General features: G+C 70.3%; 16 protein-coding genes and 2 pseudogenes. 11 read left to right on the top strand and 7 right to left on the bottom strand.

The features are described from left to right. Window positions 1-261: 261 nt before the first annotated feature. Entirely contained in the window at window positions 262-747 is a 486-nt protein-coding gene (locus BIV25_RS37970; RefSeq protein ID WP_177235551.1) for a hypothetical protein, read from the bottom strand. Window positions 748-939: 192 nt separating this feature from the next. Here BIV25_RS37970 and BIV25_RS37965 point away from each other — a divergent pair, with 192 nt between their 5' ends. From BIV25_RS37965 to BIV25_RS50570, 6 genes and pseudogenes are all read left to right on the top strand, one after another. Further along, window positions 940-1,326: a hypothetical protein gene (locus BIV25_RS37965; RefSeq protein WP_079177139.1), complete on the top strand. Its 387-nt coding sequence runs from the start codon at window positions 940-942 to the stop codon at window positions 1,324-1,326. A 47-nt stretch (window positions 1,327-1,373) separates the two neighbouring features. After that, window positions 1,374-2,624 (top strand): annotated as a pseudogene (locus tag BIV25_RS37955) (recombinase RecT). A 64-nt stretch (window positions 2,625-2,688) separates the two neighbouring features. Beyond that, window positions 2,689-3,780, top strand: a complete 1,092-nt coding sequence (locus tag BIV25_RS37950) for a PD-(D/E)XK nuclease family protein (protein ID WP_071377097.1) — start codon at window positions 2,689-2,691, stop codon at window positions 3,778-3,780. A gap of 85 nt (window positions 3,781-3,865) precedes the next feature. Next, on the top strand, window positions 3,866-4,048 hold the full coding sequence (locus BIV25_RS37945; protein WP_071377096.1) for a hypothetical protein: 183 nt from the start codon (window positions 3,866-3,868) through the stop codon (window positions 4,046-4,048). A gap of 38 nt (window positions 4,049-4,086) precedes the next feature. Beyond that, window positions 4,087-4,668, top strand: coding sequence for a hypothetical protein (locus tag BIV25_RS37940; protein ID WP_143076773.1), 582 nt, complete (start codon window positions 4,087-4,089; stop codon window positions 4,666-4,668). Further along, complete coding sequence (locus BIV25_RS50570; RefSeq protein ID WP_143076772.1) at window positions 4,665-5,210, top strand: helix-turn-helix domain-containing protein; 546 nt, start codon at window positions 4,665-4,667, stop codon at window positions 5,208-5,210. Before BIV25_RS37940 ends, BIV25_RS50570 begins: the two co-directional genes overlap by 4 nt. A gap of 180 nt (window positions 5,211-5,390) precedes the next feature. On the opposite strand, the gene BIV25_RS37935 is transcribed toward BIV25_RS50570, so the two are convergent. Next, window positions 5,391-6,206 (bottom strand): SDR family oxidoreductase, encoded by an 816-nt coding sequence (locus tag BIV25_RS37935; RefSeq protein WP_071377094.1) that lies wholly within the window; start codon window positions 6,204-6,206, stop codon window positions 5,391-5,393. Window positions 6,207-6,325: 119 nt separating this feature from the next. On the opposite strand from BIV25_RS37935, the gene BIV25_RS37930 reads away from it, so the two are divergent. Then, entirely contained in the window at window positions 6,326-6,928 is a 603-nt protein-coding gene (locus BIV25_RS37930; RefSeq protein WP_071377093.1) for a TetR/AcrR family transcriptional regulator, read from the top strand. Between the two features lie 130 nt (window positions 6,929-7,058). On the opposite strand, the gene BIV25_RS37925 is transcribed toward BIV25_RS37930, so the two are convergent. Further along, window positions 7,059-7,466, bottom strand: a complete 408-nt coding sequence (locus BIV25_RS37925; protein WP_071377092.1) for a DUF3592 domain-containing protein — start codon at window positions 7,464-7,466, stop codon at window positions 7,059-7,061. 186 nt (window positions 7,467-7,652) lie between these two features. Between BIV25_RS37925 and BIV25_RS37920 the strand changes: the two genes are divergently transcribed. Further along, window positions 7,653-8,042: an AQJ64_40280 family protein gene (locus BIV25_RS37920; protein WP_071377091.1), complete on the top strand. Its 390-nt coding sequence runs from the start codon at window positions 7,653-7,655 to the stop codon at window positions 8,040-8,042. Here the strand turns inward: BIV25_RS37920 and BIV25_RS37915 are convergent. Further along, window positions 8,001-8,402, bottom strand: a complete 402-nt coding sequence (locus BIV25_RS37915; RefSeq protein WP_071377090.1) for a MerR family transcriptional regulator — start codon at window positions 8,400-8,402, stop codon at window positions 8,001-8,003. The genes BIV25_RS37920 and BIV25_RS37915 overlap by 42 nt on opposite strands. Window positions 8,403-8,535: 133 nt before the next feature. Here BIV25_RS37915 and BIV25_RS37910 point away from each other — a divergent pair, with 133 nt between their 5' ends. After that, on the top strand, window positions 8,536-9,609 hold the full coding sequence (locus tag BIV25_RS37910; protein WP_071377089.1) for an alkene reductase: 1,074 nt from the start codon (window positions 8,536-8,538) through the stop codon (window positions 9,607-9,609). Between the two features lie 34 nt (window positions 9,610-9,643). Here BIV25_RS37910 and cynS read toward each other — a convergent pair whose 3' ends face one another. Further along, the gene (cynS, locus tag BIV25_RS37905; protein ID WP_071377088.1) at window positions 9,644-10,114 is read right to left on the bottom strand and encodes a cyanase; all 471 of its coding nucleotides are present in this window, start codon (window positions 10,112-10,114) and stop codon (window positions 9,644-9,646) included. 31 nt (window positions 10,115-10,145) lie between these two features. Beyond that, window positions 10,146-10,733 (bottom strand): carbonic anhydrase, encoded by a 588-nt coding sequence (locus BIV25_RS37900; RefSeq protein WP_071377087.1) that lies wholly within the window; start codon window positions 10,731-10,733, stop codon window positions 10,146-10,148. A 137-nt stretch (window positions 10,734-10,870) separates the two neighbouring features. On the opposite strand from BIV25_RS37900, the gene cynR reads away from it, so the two are divergent. Beyond that, window positions 10,871-11,779: a transcriptional regulator CynR gene (gene cynR, locus BIV25_RS37895; protein WP_071377161.1), complete on the top strand. Its 909-nt coding sequence runs from the start codon at window positions 10,871-10,873 to the stop codon at window positions 11,777-11,779. Window positions 11,780-11,913: 134 nt separating this feature from the next. Further along, window positions 11,914-12,774 carry a slipin family protein gene (locus tag BIV25_RS37890; protein ID WP_071377086.1) on the top strand — a complete coding sequence of 287 codons (861 nt, stop codon included), beginning with the start codon at window positions 11,914-11,916 and terminating at the stop codon, window positions 12,772-12,774. Window positions 12,775-13,122: 348 nt separating this feature from the next. Here BIV25_RS37890 and BIV25_RS54730 read toward each other — a convergent pair. Beyond that, window positions 13,123-13,415 (bottom strand): annotated as a pseudogene (locus tag BIV25_RS54730) (RNA-guided endonuclease TnpB family protein); the annotation flags it as partial. Window positions 13,416-13,425: the final 10 nt, after the last annotated feature.

The following is a 13,425-nucleotide window of genomic DNA, read 5'->3' as shown; positions in this document are numbered from 1 at the left end:
CGCGCAGGACTACCGGCAAGACCTGCCTCGCCGGCCCGTGGGCGTCGCCGACGACGGCGGCATTGTTGGGGCCTCCGCCCTTCGGGTCCCGACACGACTTCCCCCTTTGTTGTTCACGATCGGGGGTGTCACCTGCTCGCCCAGATCCCACCCCTCACTGGAACGGGTCCGGGGCCAAGGTTGCAGCCCCCCGGCCATCCTCACGCTCCTGGAACGGTTCGGATCCCGGCCCAAATCCACAAGGCCGGCCGTCGGCCCCAGTCACATGTCCTGCGGGCCTGCGAGGAGAACAACGCGATCAGCCTCGACGTCGAAGGCAAGCACCGGATGACCGTAGTCGCCTTCGGGGTCCATCGGCACCGGCTTGCCCAACCGCCTCCCGATCTCCCGAAGGAAGCCGCAGAACACATCAAGTCGCTCCTGGCCCTGCAACTCCCGCAGGTCGACGTCGAAGTCGACTTCATCGGCGGCGTGAAAACGGAGGATCACCAACACGTCGGCAGTCGGCCAGACTCGCAGGTCCGGGCACTCGGCATCCGCCGGGCGGGACAGCACGGCCTTCGCCCGGGGCACCGGAAGCACCGTCCCTCCCTCGGAGTACTGACACTTCCAGCCCTTCTCCGCGACAAGATCGAGGACCGCCTGCCAGTCTTCCGCCGAGGTATTCGGGACACGCACGTCCGGCAGCGACCCCATCAAGTCCGGGTCGAAGAAGCAGCTCACGTCATCCCACAGCAGATCGGCCACCCCGCCATGCTGCCCGGCCCCCCGACCCAACGCACCCCCGTTTCCCGTGGCGAAAGACTTAAGGGGCCCCGGACGGATCATTGATCAGTGCAGAGCTCGGAGTGGCCGGGCACTGGCCGCCTTCGCGATCACCCTCGACAGTCTCAGTTCAGCATCCGTGGAGACAGTAGCCGCAACGTGCGGAGGTGATCTGTGTACCACCAGGAGGAACTCCCACTGGAGATAGCCGACGACACTGCAGATGCATCCAGACAGCCACGCCCGTCGATCGATGAACGCTTCGACGCCTTCCACGCCTCGCACCCGTGGGTGTTCGAGGCCCTCGAAGAGCTCATGACCGAGTGGGTGGAGCGCGGCGGCGGGCGCATCAGCGTCAAGGCATTGTTTGAGCAGCTTCGCTGGTCGGCCAGAGACGCCTCGGGCAACACACCGCTCCAGCTGAACAACGTGTTCACGTCTCGCTATGCGCGCCTGTTGCGCCACGAACACCCCGAGTGGGCCGACGCCTTCGAGTTGCGCCGCCTGCGCTCGACCTCCGCCGCGAACGATGAAGAATCATTGACGCAAGAAGCTCAGTGAAATAAAGTTTCATCAATGACATTTACTCCATCCACCCGTGGAGACAAATGTCTGACCTACAAGGTGATTCGTTGGCAGGAGGGGATGTGGCCGACGCACCGGTCACCTGGCTCGCGATCCGCGAGGACCAGAAGGCGTTCGAGGACCAACAGTTGCGCGCTCTGCGCGCGGCGTTCCCAGACCTGGCCGAGGCCAGTCCGGCGCAGCTGGGGATCTTCTTCCACTACTGCAAGGCGTCCGGGCTCGACCCGTTCGGGCGGCAGATCTACATGATCAAGCGGAAGTCGCGCGGCGAAATCCGGTGGACGATCCAGACGGGTATCGACGGCTACCGGCTGATCGCCCGCCGGGCCGTCGACCGCGCCGCGCAGCCCATCGCGTACGAGGACTTCGTCTGGTAAGACTCAGGCGGCGGCGAGCACACGGTGTGGCTGCGCGAGGAACCACCGGCGGCGTGCCGGGCGGTGGTGTGGCGCGGGGACTCGCGCTTCTCGGCGGTCGCGCACTGGCGCGAGTACGCGCCGAAGGTCTGGGACTACGAAGCGCAGGAGTACAAGCTCGGCGGACTGTGGCCGCAGATGCCCGCCAGTCAGCTGAGCAAGGTCGCCGAGGCCCTGGTGCTGCGTCGTGCCTGCCCGGCTGATCTTTCCGGGCTGCACGTGGACGAGGAGATGCACGCCGCCGACGCGGCGGAGTCCCGAGAGCGCGTCGAGGCCACGGTCGCACGTCTGCGCGGCACCACTGGGAGGTCGGCTGGCAGCGCGGGGAAGCCGACGTCCGCCGAAGCCACGTCTGATGACGCGCAGCAGGATTTTGTGAACGCCGAGGTTGTCGACCCTTCCACCGCTCAGTCGCACGGGGCAAGTCAGCATGCCGCTGAGGCCGATCAGGCAGACAGCGCGGCCCCGTTGACACAGCTCGAAAAGGCCCGGCAGGAGGTCGTACGGACCGCTGACTGCCTGGACATCGTGTTCGGCGAGGTCAACGACATCTGCTTCGAACTCAACGGCGTCTCCTACCAGGACGCCGATGCCCGACAACTGGACGATCTGGTCCGGCTCCTCGCCAACAGCGACGAGTACATCGGAACCCCCCACATGGCCGCCCGCATCGCCGAGTTCCGCCGACAACGGGACGAGGTCGCCGAGGACGCGGAAGCACCGACACCGTCACGCAGGCGAACGGCGACGAAGAAGACGGCCGCGAAGAACACCACATCTCGCAAGCAAACGCCGGCCAAGACCACGGCGACGCGCCGCTCGCCCTCGGCCAAGACCTCGTCCCGCAGCGCGAAGTAGCCCTTCTCGCCTACCGCGCCACGGCGCGGTGGCACCCCTGACCAGCAGAGTGCGAGGACCCTGCATGCCCACCGACACCACCACCGACGTCAGTACCGTCCCGATCCCCGATCTGTGGAAGGCCGCCCACCGCGACGACCGCTCCCGCCCCCGCTCCCGTCAGCAGCTGCTCGGCCCGTCCTCCATCGGTCTGTGCAGACGCCGGGCCGCCTACGAGGTACACGGCACGTGGCCCACCGACCTCGCCGACAACAGGCACGCCGCGATCCTCGGCACCTGGCTCCACGAGGGCATCCTGCGCGTCCTGGCCAAGCAGTACGGCGCCTTCACCGAGCTGGAACTGACGAACGGCACTCTCCTCGGCCACGCCGATGCCTACTGGGCCCCGGCTGGAGTCGCAGACCACAACGGCTCAGTAAACGCTGGTGAGTTGGGAGTCGTCGAGGACGTCAAGACCAAGTCCACCCGGGCCCTCGACGTCGTCGTACGCCAGGGGCCCAGTCGGCACGAGTGGTTCCAAGTCGACTTGTACGCTCACCTGTTGCGCACGGGCGCTCTCACCGAACACCCGTACCTTGCCGCCGGTGAACCGCTCCCCGTCGACGTCGTACGCCTGCGCTACGTCGGTCGCGAGTACGGACAGGTCGTCGTCCACCAGCGCCCCTACGACAAGGACGTCACTCAGCAGGCCCTCGCCTGGGCCGAGGACGTGCTCGACAGTCCCAACCCCGACGCGATGCCGCGCGACCTCGACGGGCCCGGTCTGTCGATCATCTGCGACAACTGCCCCTTCAGGAGCGCCTGCTGGCAGCTCGACCCCCGCCAGGTCCCCGATCGCGCGCCGCAGACGATCCTCGCCGAGGACGCCGCGGACATCACCGCGGCGCTGAGCGCGTACGCGGACGCCGCGGAAACCGAGAGCGCCGCGAAGAAGCGCAAGGCCAAGGCCCGCAAGATCCTGGACGCCGCCGAACCGGGCACGTACGGCGACTTCAAGCTCTCCTGGTCCGGCGGCAACCCTCGCCCGCCCGTACCGGACCCCGAGGCGATGGTCCACATCATCGAGAGCCTGGACCTCGAAATTCCCCTGAAGTCCGGCGGTCGCACCTCACGCACCATCAACGTCTCCCGCGTCCCCGACCCGGAGACGTCCTGAGCTCACCTTCTCCCGTCACCGGGGCTCGTCGGCGAGCCCCAGTCACGACCCTGCCCGATCGCTGCACCTGCACGTGGAAGGACCCATGGACCACTCCAGCCCACCCGAGAATCCCACCCCGGCCTTGCGGACCTACGCCGGAACGGCACGCCGAGAGCACGAAACCGCCCACCAGCGCGCACGGGACGAGACGACACCCGAAGTGATCACCCTGGCCGAGCGCGAACGCCGTCGGCAGCAGCCGCAGGCACCGACCAACCACGAGTAGCTTCCGCTACGGAAAACAGAAGGATGAAGCGATCCAGCATGCCCACCACCGACCTGAGGCACTCCCCCACGCCCAGCTGCTCTCCGAGGGACAGCGCCCAGTTGCGCATCGACGCCGCGGTGCGGATCCTGACCGACCACGTCGGCGACACCCTTACCCCTCTCACCCGTGACCTTCTGACCGTCCTCGATCCGCCTCGCGAGGAGCTGGGATCAGACGCTGTACCCGGCTGCCCGCCGGCGCCCGTACTGCTGCAACGCATGGCGGATCGCCTCGCCGTGTCCTGGCCCCGCCTCGCCTTCGGCGACTTCGCCACCGATCTCGCCCGCGATGCGCTGGAGGTCGTCTCACCAGTCATCGCCCAGCTTCACGAGACTGCACGAACCTGGCGTCGGCACACGGTGGCCACGCTGGCCGAACGTGACCGAGCCCGGGACCTGGCCGTCACCCTGGAGCAGGCGAACGCAGAGGCGGTACGCCTGCTGCGCGCCGGGCGTCCCAACGAGGCCCTGACCATCCTGAACGGTGACGGCCAACCGGTCGGTCCCAGCGACGAGTCGTCCTTCGCGGACGGCGTCCCGTCCGTGCGCCCTGCGCTGGAGGAAGGGGGACGGCCGTGAGTATCGGGGCTCTGTCCTGGGGATTCAAGCAGGAGATCCGCGTCCCGGGCGCGAAGCTGGTGCTGCTGGCCCTGTGCGACTTCGCGGACGAGTCCTGGTCCTGCTTCCCGGGCCAGGAGACCCTTGCCGCCAAGACCAGCCAGAGCGAACGCACGGTCCGCCGGCACCTGGACTGGCTGGAGGGCCAAGGGTTCATCGTCTCCAGCGCGCGGTTCGCCCACGGCCGTCGTACGAGCAACCGCTACACCATCCACACACCGCGCTCCAGCACGCCGTCGTCCCCGCCTGCGGCCGAACCCGCGGAGACGGGTGGCCAACCCGAGGCAGACGGACACGACACCGACGCGGCTGGCGAGGCCGACCAACCCAATCCTGTCCACCCGGGTCGGCATGTCCACCCCGGATCCCGCGCGGCTCATCCACGACTTCTGGACCACGCTCCACCGGGCAATCGACGACTGACACCGCACCCGCACCCCCGGGCACCGGCCCTCGACCCACGACACCCGACGGCCAGGCCCCTGCCTCCACAGCACGCGTGAACACACGGGAACCATGGAGGGGTGTTTTCCCGGGCCAGACACCCTCTGGCCGACCCCTGGCCGACGTTTCCGCGGTCACAGCCCCGCTCCGGGAAAACTCCTCAAGCGGGTGCCCCAGGTCGTTCGGTCGGGCACGGCGGGGGGAACCGGAGCGGGAAGTCGAAGAGCGGTGGACGGACGTCAGGCGGCGGTGGGGGATCCGGGTGCGGCGGTCGTGGATCCCATGAACTGGACCGTGCGGCGTCGGCCGGCCGTGCGGGCCAGGGCTGCCATCGCGCGGTTGAGGCGGCCGGAGATGACGCTCGGCGGTGGGGTGCGGCGGTCGAGTGTGCGCAGTGCCGTGGCGACGACCTCCTGCGGGGACTGGCGCTTGCTGCCGCCGTCCGCCGCGTCCGTGCCGACGACGTCGAAGAACTCGGTGCTGGTCGCCCCGGGCGACAGCGCGAGCACGCGCAGCCCGGTCCCGCGGGATTCGTGCCACAGCGCCTCGGTGAAGTTCAGCACGAACGCCTTGGCCGCCGCGTAGACGGCCATGTTCGGGACGGGGAAGTACGCGGCCATGCTGGCGACGTTGACCAGGACGCCGGTGCCGGCGGCCCGCAGCGGCTCGATGAACGCCCGGCTGATGTCGACGACGGCCGCGATGTCGACGCTGATCTCCTGGCCGAGCCGCTCGGGGTCCTCGGTGTGGAACGGGCCGAAGGTGCCGAATCCGGCGTTGTTCACGACACCGGTCACCTCCAGGCCTCGGCGTGCCACCTCCTCGGCGAGGGTCTGCCCCGCGGCGGGCAGGCTCAGGTCGAGCGGGATGACGGTGACCCGTACGCCGTGGGCCGCGGTGAGTTCGGCGGCCAGCGTCTCCAGCCGTTCCGCGCGGCGGGCGACGAGGACGACGTCCGAGCCCCGCGCGGCCAACTGCCGGGCGAACTCGGCACCGATGCCGGCGCTGGCGCCGGTGATGAGGGTGGTCTGGCCGTGGTAGTCGACGGTGCTCATGGGCTGCTCCAGGGACGCGGTGGACACTCTCGGCGGTGACACTGCCTGGCACTGTACGCCTAAACTGTCACCCAGTGCCAGACTGGTACTGGGTGCGGAGCGCGGTAGAGTACGGAGTCATGGACCATCGCGCGGGGAAACCGGCAGGGCTGCGGGAGCGCACCCGGCGAGCTGTGCAGGCCGAGATCGTCTCCACTGCGATGCGGCTGTTCCTCGAGCACGGCTTCGAGGCCACCACGATGGAGCAGATCGCGAACGAGATCGGCATCTCGCGACGCTCGCTGTTCCGCTACTTCGGCACCAAGGAGGACATCGTGCTCGGCGACCACGCCGAGCACGGCGAGGCCCTGCGCGCCGCACTGGACGCGCGTCCGGCCGGCGAACCGCCGTGGGAAGCCCTCCGAGCCGCCCTCAAGGCACTCCACGACTCGCTCCCGTACGCGCCTGAGGACTTCCTCAGGATCACCGGCATGCTGCACGCCTCGCCCTCCCTGCGGGCGCGCCGGCTGGAGAAGCGCCAGCAGTGGACGGAACTGCTCGTCCCGGACATCGTGCGACGCCTGGGCGCCACCACCGACCCGATGAACGAGCTGCGGGCCCGCGCGCTCGTCGGCTGCGCCCTGGCCTGCCTGGATGCCGCGACGGACGCCTGGGTGCGCAGCGGCGGCACCCTCGACATGGAGCGGGCCTTCGACGAGGCGGTCGCCGCAGCCCGCGGATGAGACGGCCGTCGGGCTCGGCCGGGGCGGGCCGGCGCCGTACTCAGCCGGTTCAGGCGTCTTCCGGGCCGGGCGCCGCACGGCGACATGGCGGTGCGTCAGGACGTGCCGGGCATCCGCCGGTGTCGGTCCGTCACTTCGTCAGGACGACCAGTACGGCCGCGCCCAGGAAGAGCACCGCGCCGAACAGCAGGAACACCACCGGCCCGGTCATGTGCCGCCACATGCGCACCCGTGCCGTTCGGGGGTGCCGGCTGTCGTACACCACCGGAACCTCACGCCCGGTCGCGAGGCCCATTCCGGTCCCCCGCATCCGGGGTGAGAACTCCACGCGGTGTCCCTGCTGGTCGTAGAAGGCGATGAGCGGCACCCAGATGTGCCCGTCGTCCCCGGTGACCTGCGTGTTGTCGACCACGACGCCTCGCGTGCGAACGCCGTCCCGCCGCAGCCGCCGCAGCACGGCCGTCTCCCGCCACGCGACGACGAAGAGCAGCACGCCGGCCGCGGCGCACAGCACCGCGCCCGTGGTTCCGTCCGACATCGGCCGCTCTTCCCGTTCCGTCCGGCACGTCGAGTCCCCGCGGTCGGGGAGACGCGGCACCCCCAGGGACCGGTTGCACCCCGGGGACGGGGAAGTCAACCCTCGCGGGCGCCGGTCGGTCTTGTCGGATGCAGGGACCGGAAGACGATGTGCGGAGTGGGCCCGAGGGCCCGAGCGAGGGTGGGGATGACACCTCTGAACACCGTGGTGACGTGGGTCGACGCACGCGAGAGGCTGCCTCGCGACGGTACGCCGGTGGCAGCGGCGGTCACCGGCCGGTATCCGGCCGACAGCACCACCGGGTCCACGGCCGGTACGGCCCTGGGCGAGGAGTTCTGGCTGGTGCGGCCGATGGTCTTCACGAGTCTGCACTGGAGTGAGGACGGGGCGGAGCACAGGGACTGCTTCGTCGACTCCGACGGGGTGGTCCGGCTGCCCTACGGCGGTACCAGTGCCGAGACCGTGACCCACTGGGCCGGGCTGCCCACCCTGCCGGGCGGGACGACGCACCTCGTCCTCGGGGAAGGCGTGCGGTCAGCTCTCCAGAGCGCGTGGGGTGCTCGCCCCGTCCAGTGAAGCGCAGCGGGCCCGTTGGGCCCGGGCCGTGGCCATCAGGCCGTCCAAGGCCGTCCGGGTACGCATGAGTTCGGCGATGTGCTCGGAGAGCCGGTCGCGCTCCTGCGCCATCCGTTCGAGAGCCGCGTCGGAGTTGCCCTCGCTGGGCGCGTCGACGCAGGGCAGCAGCTCCGCGATCGTACGACTGGACAGGCCCGCCGCGTACAGACGCTGGATGAATCGCACCCGCTCCACCTCGGCGTCCGTGTAGTGCCGCTGCCCACCGGCGCTGCGGCTGCTGGTCAGCAGTCCCTGCGTCTCGTAGTAGCGCAGCGACCGGACGCTGACGGCGGTGCGCGCCGCGAGTTCGCCGATCCGCACGACTGCCTCCCGTGGTGAGCCGGGTCACATCACTTGCCCCTGACATCAATGTCAGGTTCTAGCGTAGCGCTGTGCCCGGCGTCCGGGCACGCGATGTACGGATGCACGCGACGTACGGATGAAGGAGCCTGACGTGCCGACCTTGTTCAGCAGCTACCGACTCGGCGACCTGACCCTGCCCAACCGGATGGTGATGGCCCCGATGACCCGTGTCAGGGCCGCGGCCGGCGGCCTCGCCACCCCGTCCATGGCGACGTACTACGCGCAACGCGCGACGGCCGGACTGATCGTGTCCGAGGGAGTGCAGCCCAGCCTCGTCGGGCAGTCCAACCCGGGCACGCCCGGACTGCACACCGCGGAGCAGGTCGCCTCGTGGCGTGCCGTGACCGACGCCGTGCACGTCAACGGCGGCCGGATCTTCGCCCAGCTCATGCACGGTGGCCGGGTCTCGCACCCCGACACGACCGGGCACCAGCCGGTCGGCCCGTCGGCGATCGCCGCGGTGGGCGACGTCTTCACCCCGACCGGCCCCCAGCCCGCGCCCGTGCCCCGCGCGCTGGACACCGCCGAGGTGCCCGAGCACATCCACGCCTATGCCGAGGCGGCCCACCGGGCGATCGACGCAGGCTTCGACGGAGTCGAACTCCACGGCGCCAACGGCTACTTGATCTCCCAGTTCCTCTCCTCCAACGCCAACCGGCGCACGGACCGCTACGGCGGCTCGATCGCGGGCCGGATCCGGTTCGCCGTGGAGGCCGTGGCCGCGACGGTGGACGCGATCGGCGCGACCAGGACGGGCATCCGCCTCTCCCCGGGAGGCGGCTTCTGGGGTGTCGAGGAGAGCGACGCGCTCGCCCTCAACACCGCGCTGCTGACGGAGCTGGACCGGCTCCGACTCGCCTACGTCCACCTGGAGTTGACCACGGACGAGGAGGTGCTCGTCGGCCTGCGCCGCGCCTGGCCCGGCACCCTGGTCGTCAATCCGGTCCTCCCGATGGGCCCCAAGCAGACCGGCTCCGCGGAAGCCGGTCACTGGCTGGGCCTGGGCGCCGACCTGATCAGCTTCGGCCGCGGTTTCCTCGCCAACCCCGACCTCGTCGAACGCCTCCGCGCCGGCCTGCCGGTCGCCCCCGTGGACGAGGCCACGTACTACGAGGGCGGCGACAGCGGCTACCTCACCTATCCGGCCTATCAGCACACGGCCTGACACCCACGCGGGCGGTGGACCGCACGGGGAGAGGTCAGAACGGCTTGGTCGGCAGGTACTTGCCGTCCAAGGTGATGACGGCGCGCTCGCCACCCTCGGGGTCGGCGACCTTCTTCACGTCCAGCCTGAAGTTGATCGCGGAGATGATGCCGTCCCCGAACTCCTCGTGGACCAGCGCCTTCAGGGTGGTGCCGTAGACCTGGAGCATCTCGTAGAAGCGGTAGATGGTCGGGTCGGTGGGGATGCCGCCGGGGATCGAGCCGCGGGTCGGAATGGTCCGGAGCAGCATCGCGGCGTCCTCGTCCAGGCCCAGCAGCTCGGCGACGGCCCGGGCGGAGTCCTCCGGCAGGGCGTGCTGGCCGAGGACCGCGGCGGTGACGAAGGCGACGGACAGGCCGGCCGCGTCGGCGATCTGCTGCCAGGAGAGGTCCTTGCGGGTCTTGGCGTCCACGGCCGCGGCGGCCAGGGCCTGGCGGGCGGCGGGGGCGAACTGGGCGTGCGTCATGATCAGTACTTCCTTCTCGTCCGGATGGGGGTCAGGCGGCGGGGGCGGTGGCCGTGGTGGGCAGGTGCGTCACGCGGCCGGTGCCGATGTCGTACACCCAGCCGTGCAGGGTGGCCTTCCGCTCCGCCAGGGCGCGGGCGACCGACGGGTGGGTGGCCAGGTTCGCCAGCTGCGCGAGCACGTTCTGCCGTACCAGGGACGGCACGTCGCCGGAGGCGGCGGTGCGGGCCCGGGAGGCGTCGGCGTGCCGGAGCCAGGCTGCGACCGCAGGGGCGTCGCTGAGGTCGTGCTCCTCGGCCAGGGCGGTCATCGCGCCGCACGCCGAGTGGCCGCAGACGACGATGTCGGTGACACCGAGCGCGCCGACGGCGTACTCGATGCTCGCCGCCACTCCGTCGGCACCGGGGGTGTGCGGAGGGACCAGGTTGCCGGCGGTGCGGATGACGAACAGCTCACCGGGCTCGCACCCGGTGATCAGCTCGGGGACGACGCGGGCGTCGGAGCAGCCGATGAACAGCGTGTGGGGCGTGTGATGCGTGGCCAGGCGGGCGAAGAGCTCCGCCTTGGCCGGGAAGACGTCCCGCTGAAAACGGGCGACGCCCTCGGCGAGGTCCTGCATGGATCACTCCCTTCGGTGGTGACCGGCCCCTGCGGGCTGGCGAAATCCACCATGCATGACCTGCTCCTATAGAGTCCAAGAGCTGTTGGGCATGAGAGTAAGTGGTCGTATCTATAGTTACGGCTACAGTGGTGTTCATGGCCGTACTGGAGCTGCGTCACCTGCGTTATCTGCTCGCCGTCGCCGAACACGGCAACTTCACCCGCGCCGCGGAGGAGCTGCACATCTCCCAGCCCACGCTCTCCCAGCAGGTCAAGCAGCTGGAGCGCACCCTGGGCGTGCAACTGCTGGACCGCACCGGCCGCACGGTACGGCTCACCGACGCAGGCGCCGTCTACACCGACCACGCCCGCCGCGTGCTGCGCGACCTGGCCGCCGCCGAACGCGCCGTCCACGACGTCCAGGACCTCTCCCGCGGCCATCTGCGCCTGGGCGTCACCCCCACCTTCACCGCCTACCTCGTCGGCCCGCTCACCGCCGCGCTCCACGCCCGCCACCCCGGCGTCAGCCTGGCCCTGACCGAGACGACCCAGGACCGGATCGAGACCGCCCTGCTCGCCGACGACCTCGACCTCGGCATCGCGTTCAGCGGCGCCCACCTGCCCGGTGTCGCCCCGACGCCGCTGTTCACCGAGACCCTCGGCCTCGTCACCGGCACCCACCACCTGCGGACGCTGCCGGAGCCCCTGCCGGTACGGTCCCTGGGGGACGTGCAACTCGCGCTGCTCAGCGGCGACTTCGCCACCCGCGCCCACATCGACGCCTACGTCGCGCGGCAGCGGGTCGCCCCGCGCATCGCGGTCGAGGCCAACTCCGTGCAGGCCCTCACCGAGATCGTGCGGCGCACCCCCCTGGCGACCGTGCTGCCCGACGCCGTCACCCACGACCACCCCCACCTCACCCCCGTCGCCCTCGACCCGCCGCTGCCCCCGCGCACCGTCACCCTCCTGCACCGCGAGGGCGCCTACCGCAGCGCCGCCGCCCGCGCCTTCGCCGAGCTCACCCACGACCTCGTCCGCACCCGTGGTTACGCCCCGCCCCGCTGACCGGGCGTCACGACCCGGCCCGGAGACGCGTTTTGACGGAGTCCTGACGCGGGGGTCGCATCCGGCCGGGCCCGGGTGGTGTCCTTGCCGGTGTCCGTACCGGCGCTCGTGCCGGTCGCGAGGAAGGGAGTGCCATGGAGGGCACCGTGGTGGCGGTCGTCGTGGTGGCATTGCTGCTGTTGCTCGTGCTGAAGAGCGGGATGCGGGTCGTCAACCAGGTGGAGCGCGGGGTGGTGTTCCGGTGGGGGAAGGCGCTGCCGAACCACCGGCAGCCCGGCGTCACCTTCCTGATCCCGTTCGCCGACCGGATGCGCAAGGTGAACGTGCAGATCGTGACCATGCCCGTGCCCACCCAGGAGGGCATCACCAGGGACAACGTGTCGGTGAAGGTCGACGCCGTCGTCTACTTCCGGGTGACCGACCCGGTGCGCGCGGCCATCGAGGTGCAGGACTACGTCTTCGCCGTCGGGCAGGTCGCCCAGTCCTCCCTGCGGTCCATCATCGGCAAGAGCGATCTGGACGACCTGCTCAGCGACCGGGAGCGGTTGCACGAAGGGCTGGCGCTGATGATCGACAGCCCGGCCGCCGGATGGGGTATCCACATCGACCGCGTCGAGATCAAGGACGTCCAGCTGCCCGAGTCGCTGAAGCGGTCCATGTCGCGGCAGGCCGAGGCCGAGCGGGAGCGGCGGGCCCGGGTCATCACCGCCGACGGTGAGTTCCAGGCGGCGCAGCAGCTCGCCAACGCGTCCCGGATCATGTCGGACACGCCCGAGGCCATGCAGCTGCGCCTCCTCCAGACCGTCGTCGAGGTGGCCGCCGAGAAGAACTCCACGCTCGTCATGCCGTTCCCCGTCGAGCTGCTGCGCTACTTCGACCGGGCCGTGCAGAAGATCGACGCGGACCTCAACCCCGACGCGCCCCGGTCGCCCGGGTCGCCCCGGCCGCCGCAGCAGACCCCGGCCCCGGCTCCGGAGAGCGACGGCCGGCCGTAACCAGCGCCAGTGTCACCAGCACCGAGCCCGCCGCCATCGTCGTCATCCCCGCGGCGGGCGAGGTGACCTGGACCACGGTGCCGGCCAGCGCCGCGCTACCCGCAGCTGAAGCGGCGGGCTTGCACCACGGGCGCCACTGGCTGTGGCGCGGCGTTTGCGTCCGGTCCGCGTGATCAACGAATCCGCAGGACCGGCACGCGAAGCGGGCCTGCGAGACCTGGAGAGGGTGGCCCGTTGGGGCTTGCGAAGCCGTACCCGCTCGCAGATGCCCGTCCGGCCGTGATCTCGCCGTCGGACGTGGCACCTCGCAGGCGGCCATCAGAAACCACATACCGTCCCGGCACACCGGCGCTGGTCGATCTGCCAGGACAGCATCCGGTCGTCGTACGGCTGCGCCCCCTGCGCGCGGAACGTGATCGGCTTCTCCACGGCACGGCGGTACCGCTTCGAACCCGGCCTGCCCAGGTTCCCGGCCTTCGGATGGGCCCTCAGTGTGGCGTACGCATCGCACACTTTCTTGATCACGTGCTGGTTTTCACATCCTTCGCGAAAGCCACGTCACCGGCCCAGTAAGCGGCTTCGCTGCAGGCGCGCAGGGCCGCGTCAACGGGCGGGCCGCTCGGTGCTGTACGGGCGGACACCGGCGGGCGA

It is taken from the genome of Streptomyces sp. MUSC 14, assembly GCF_001866675.1.
GTDB lineage: Bacteria > Actinomycetota > Actinomycetes > Streptomycetales > Streptomycetaceae > Streptomyces.
This window is presented reverse-complemented; position numbering and strand designations above follow the sequence as displayed.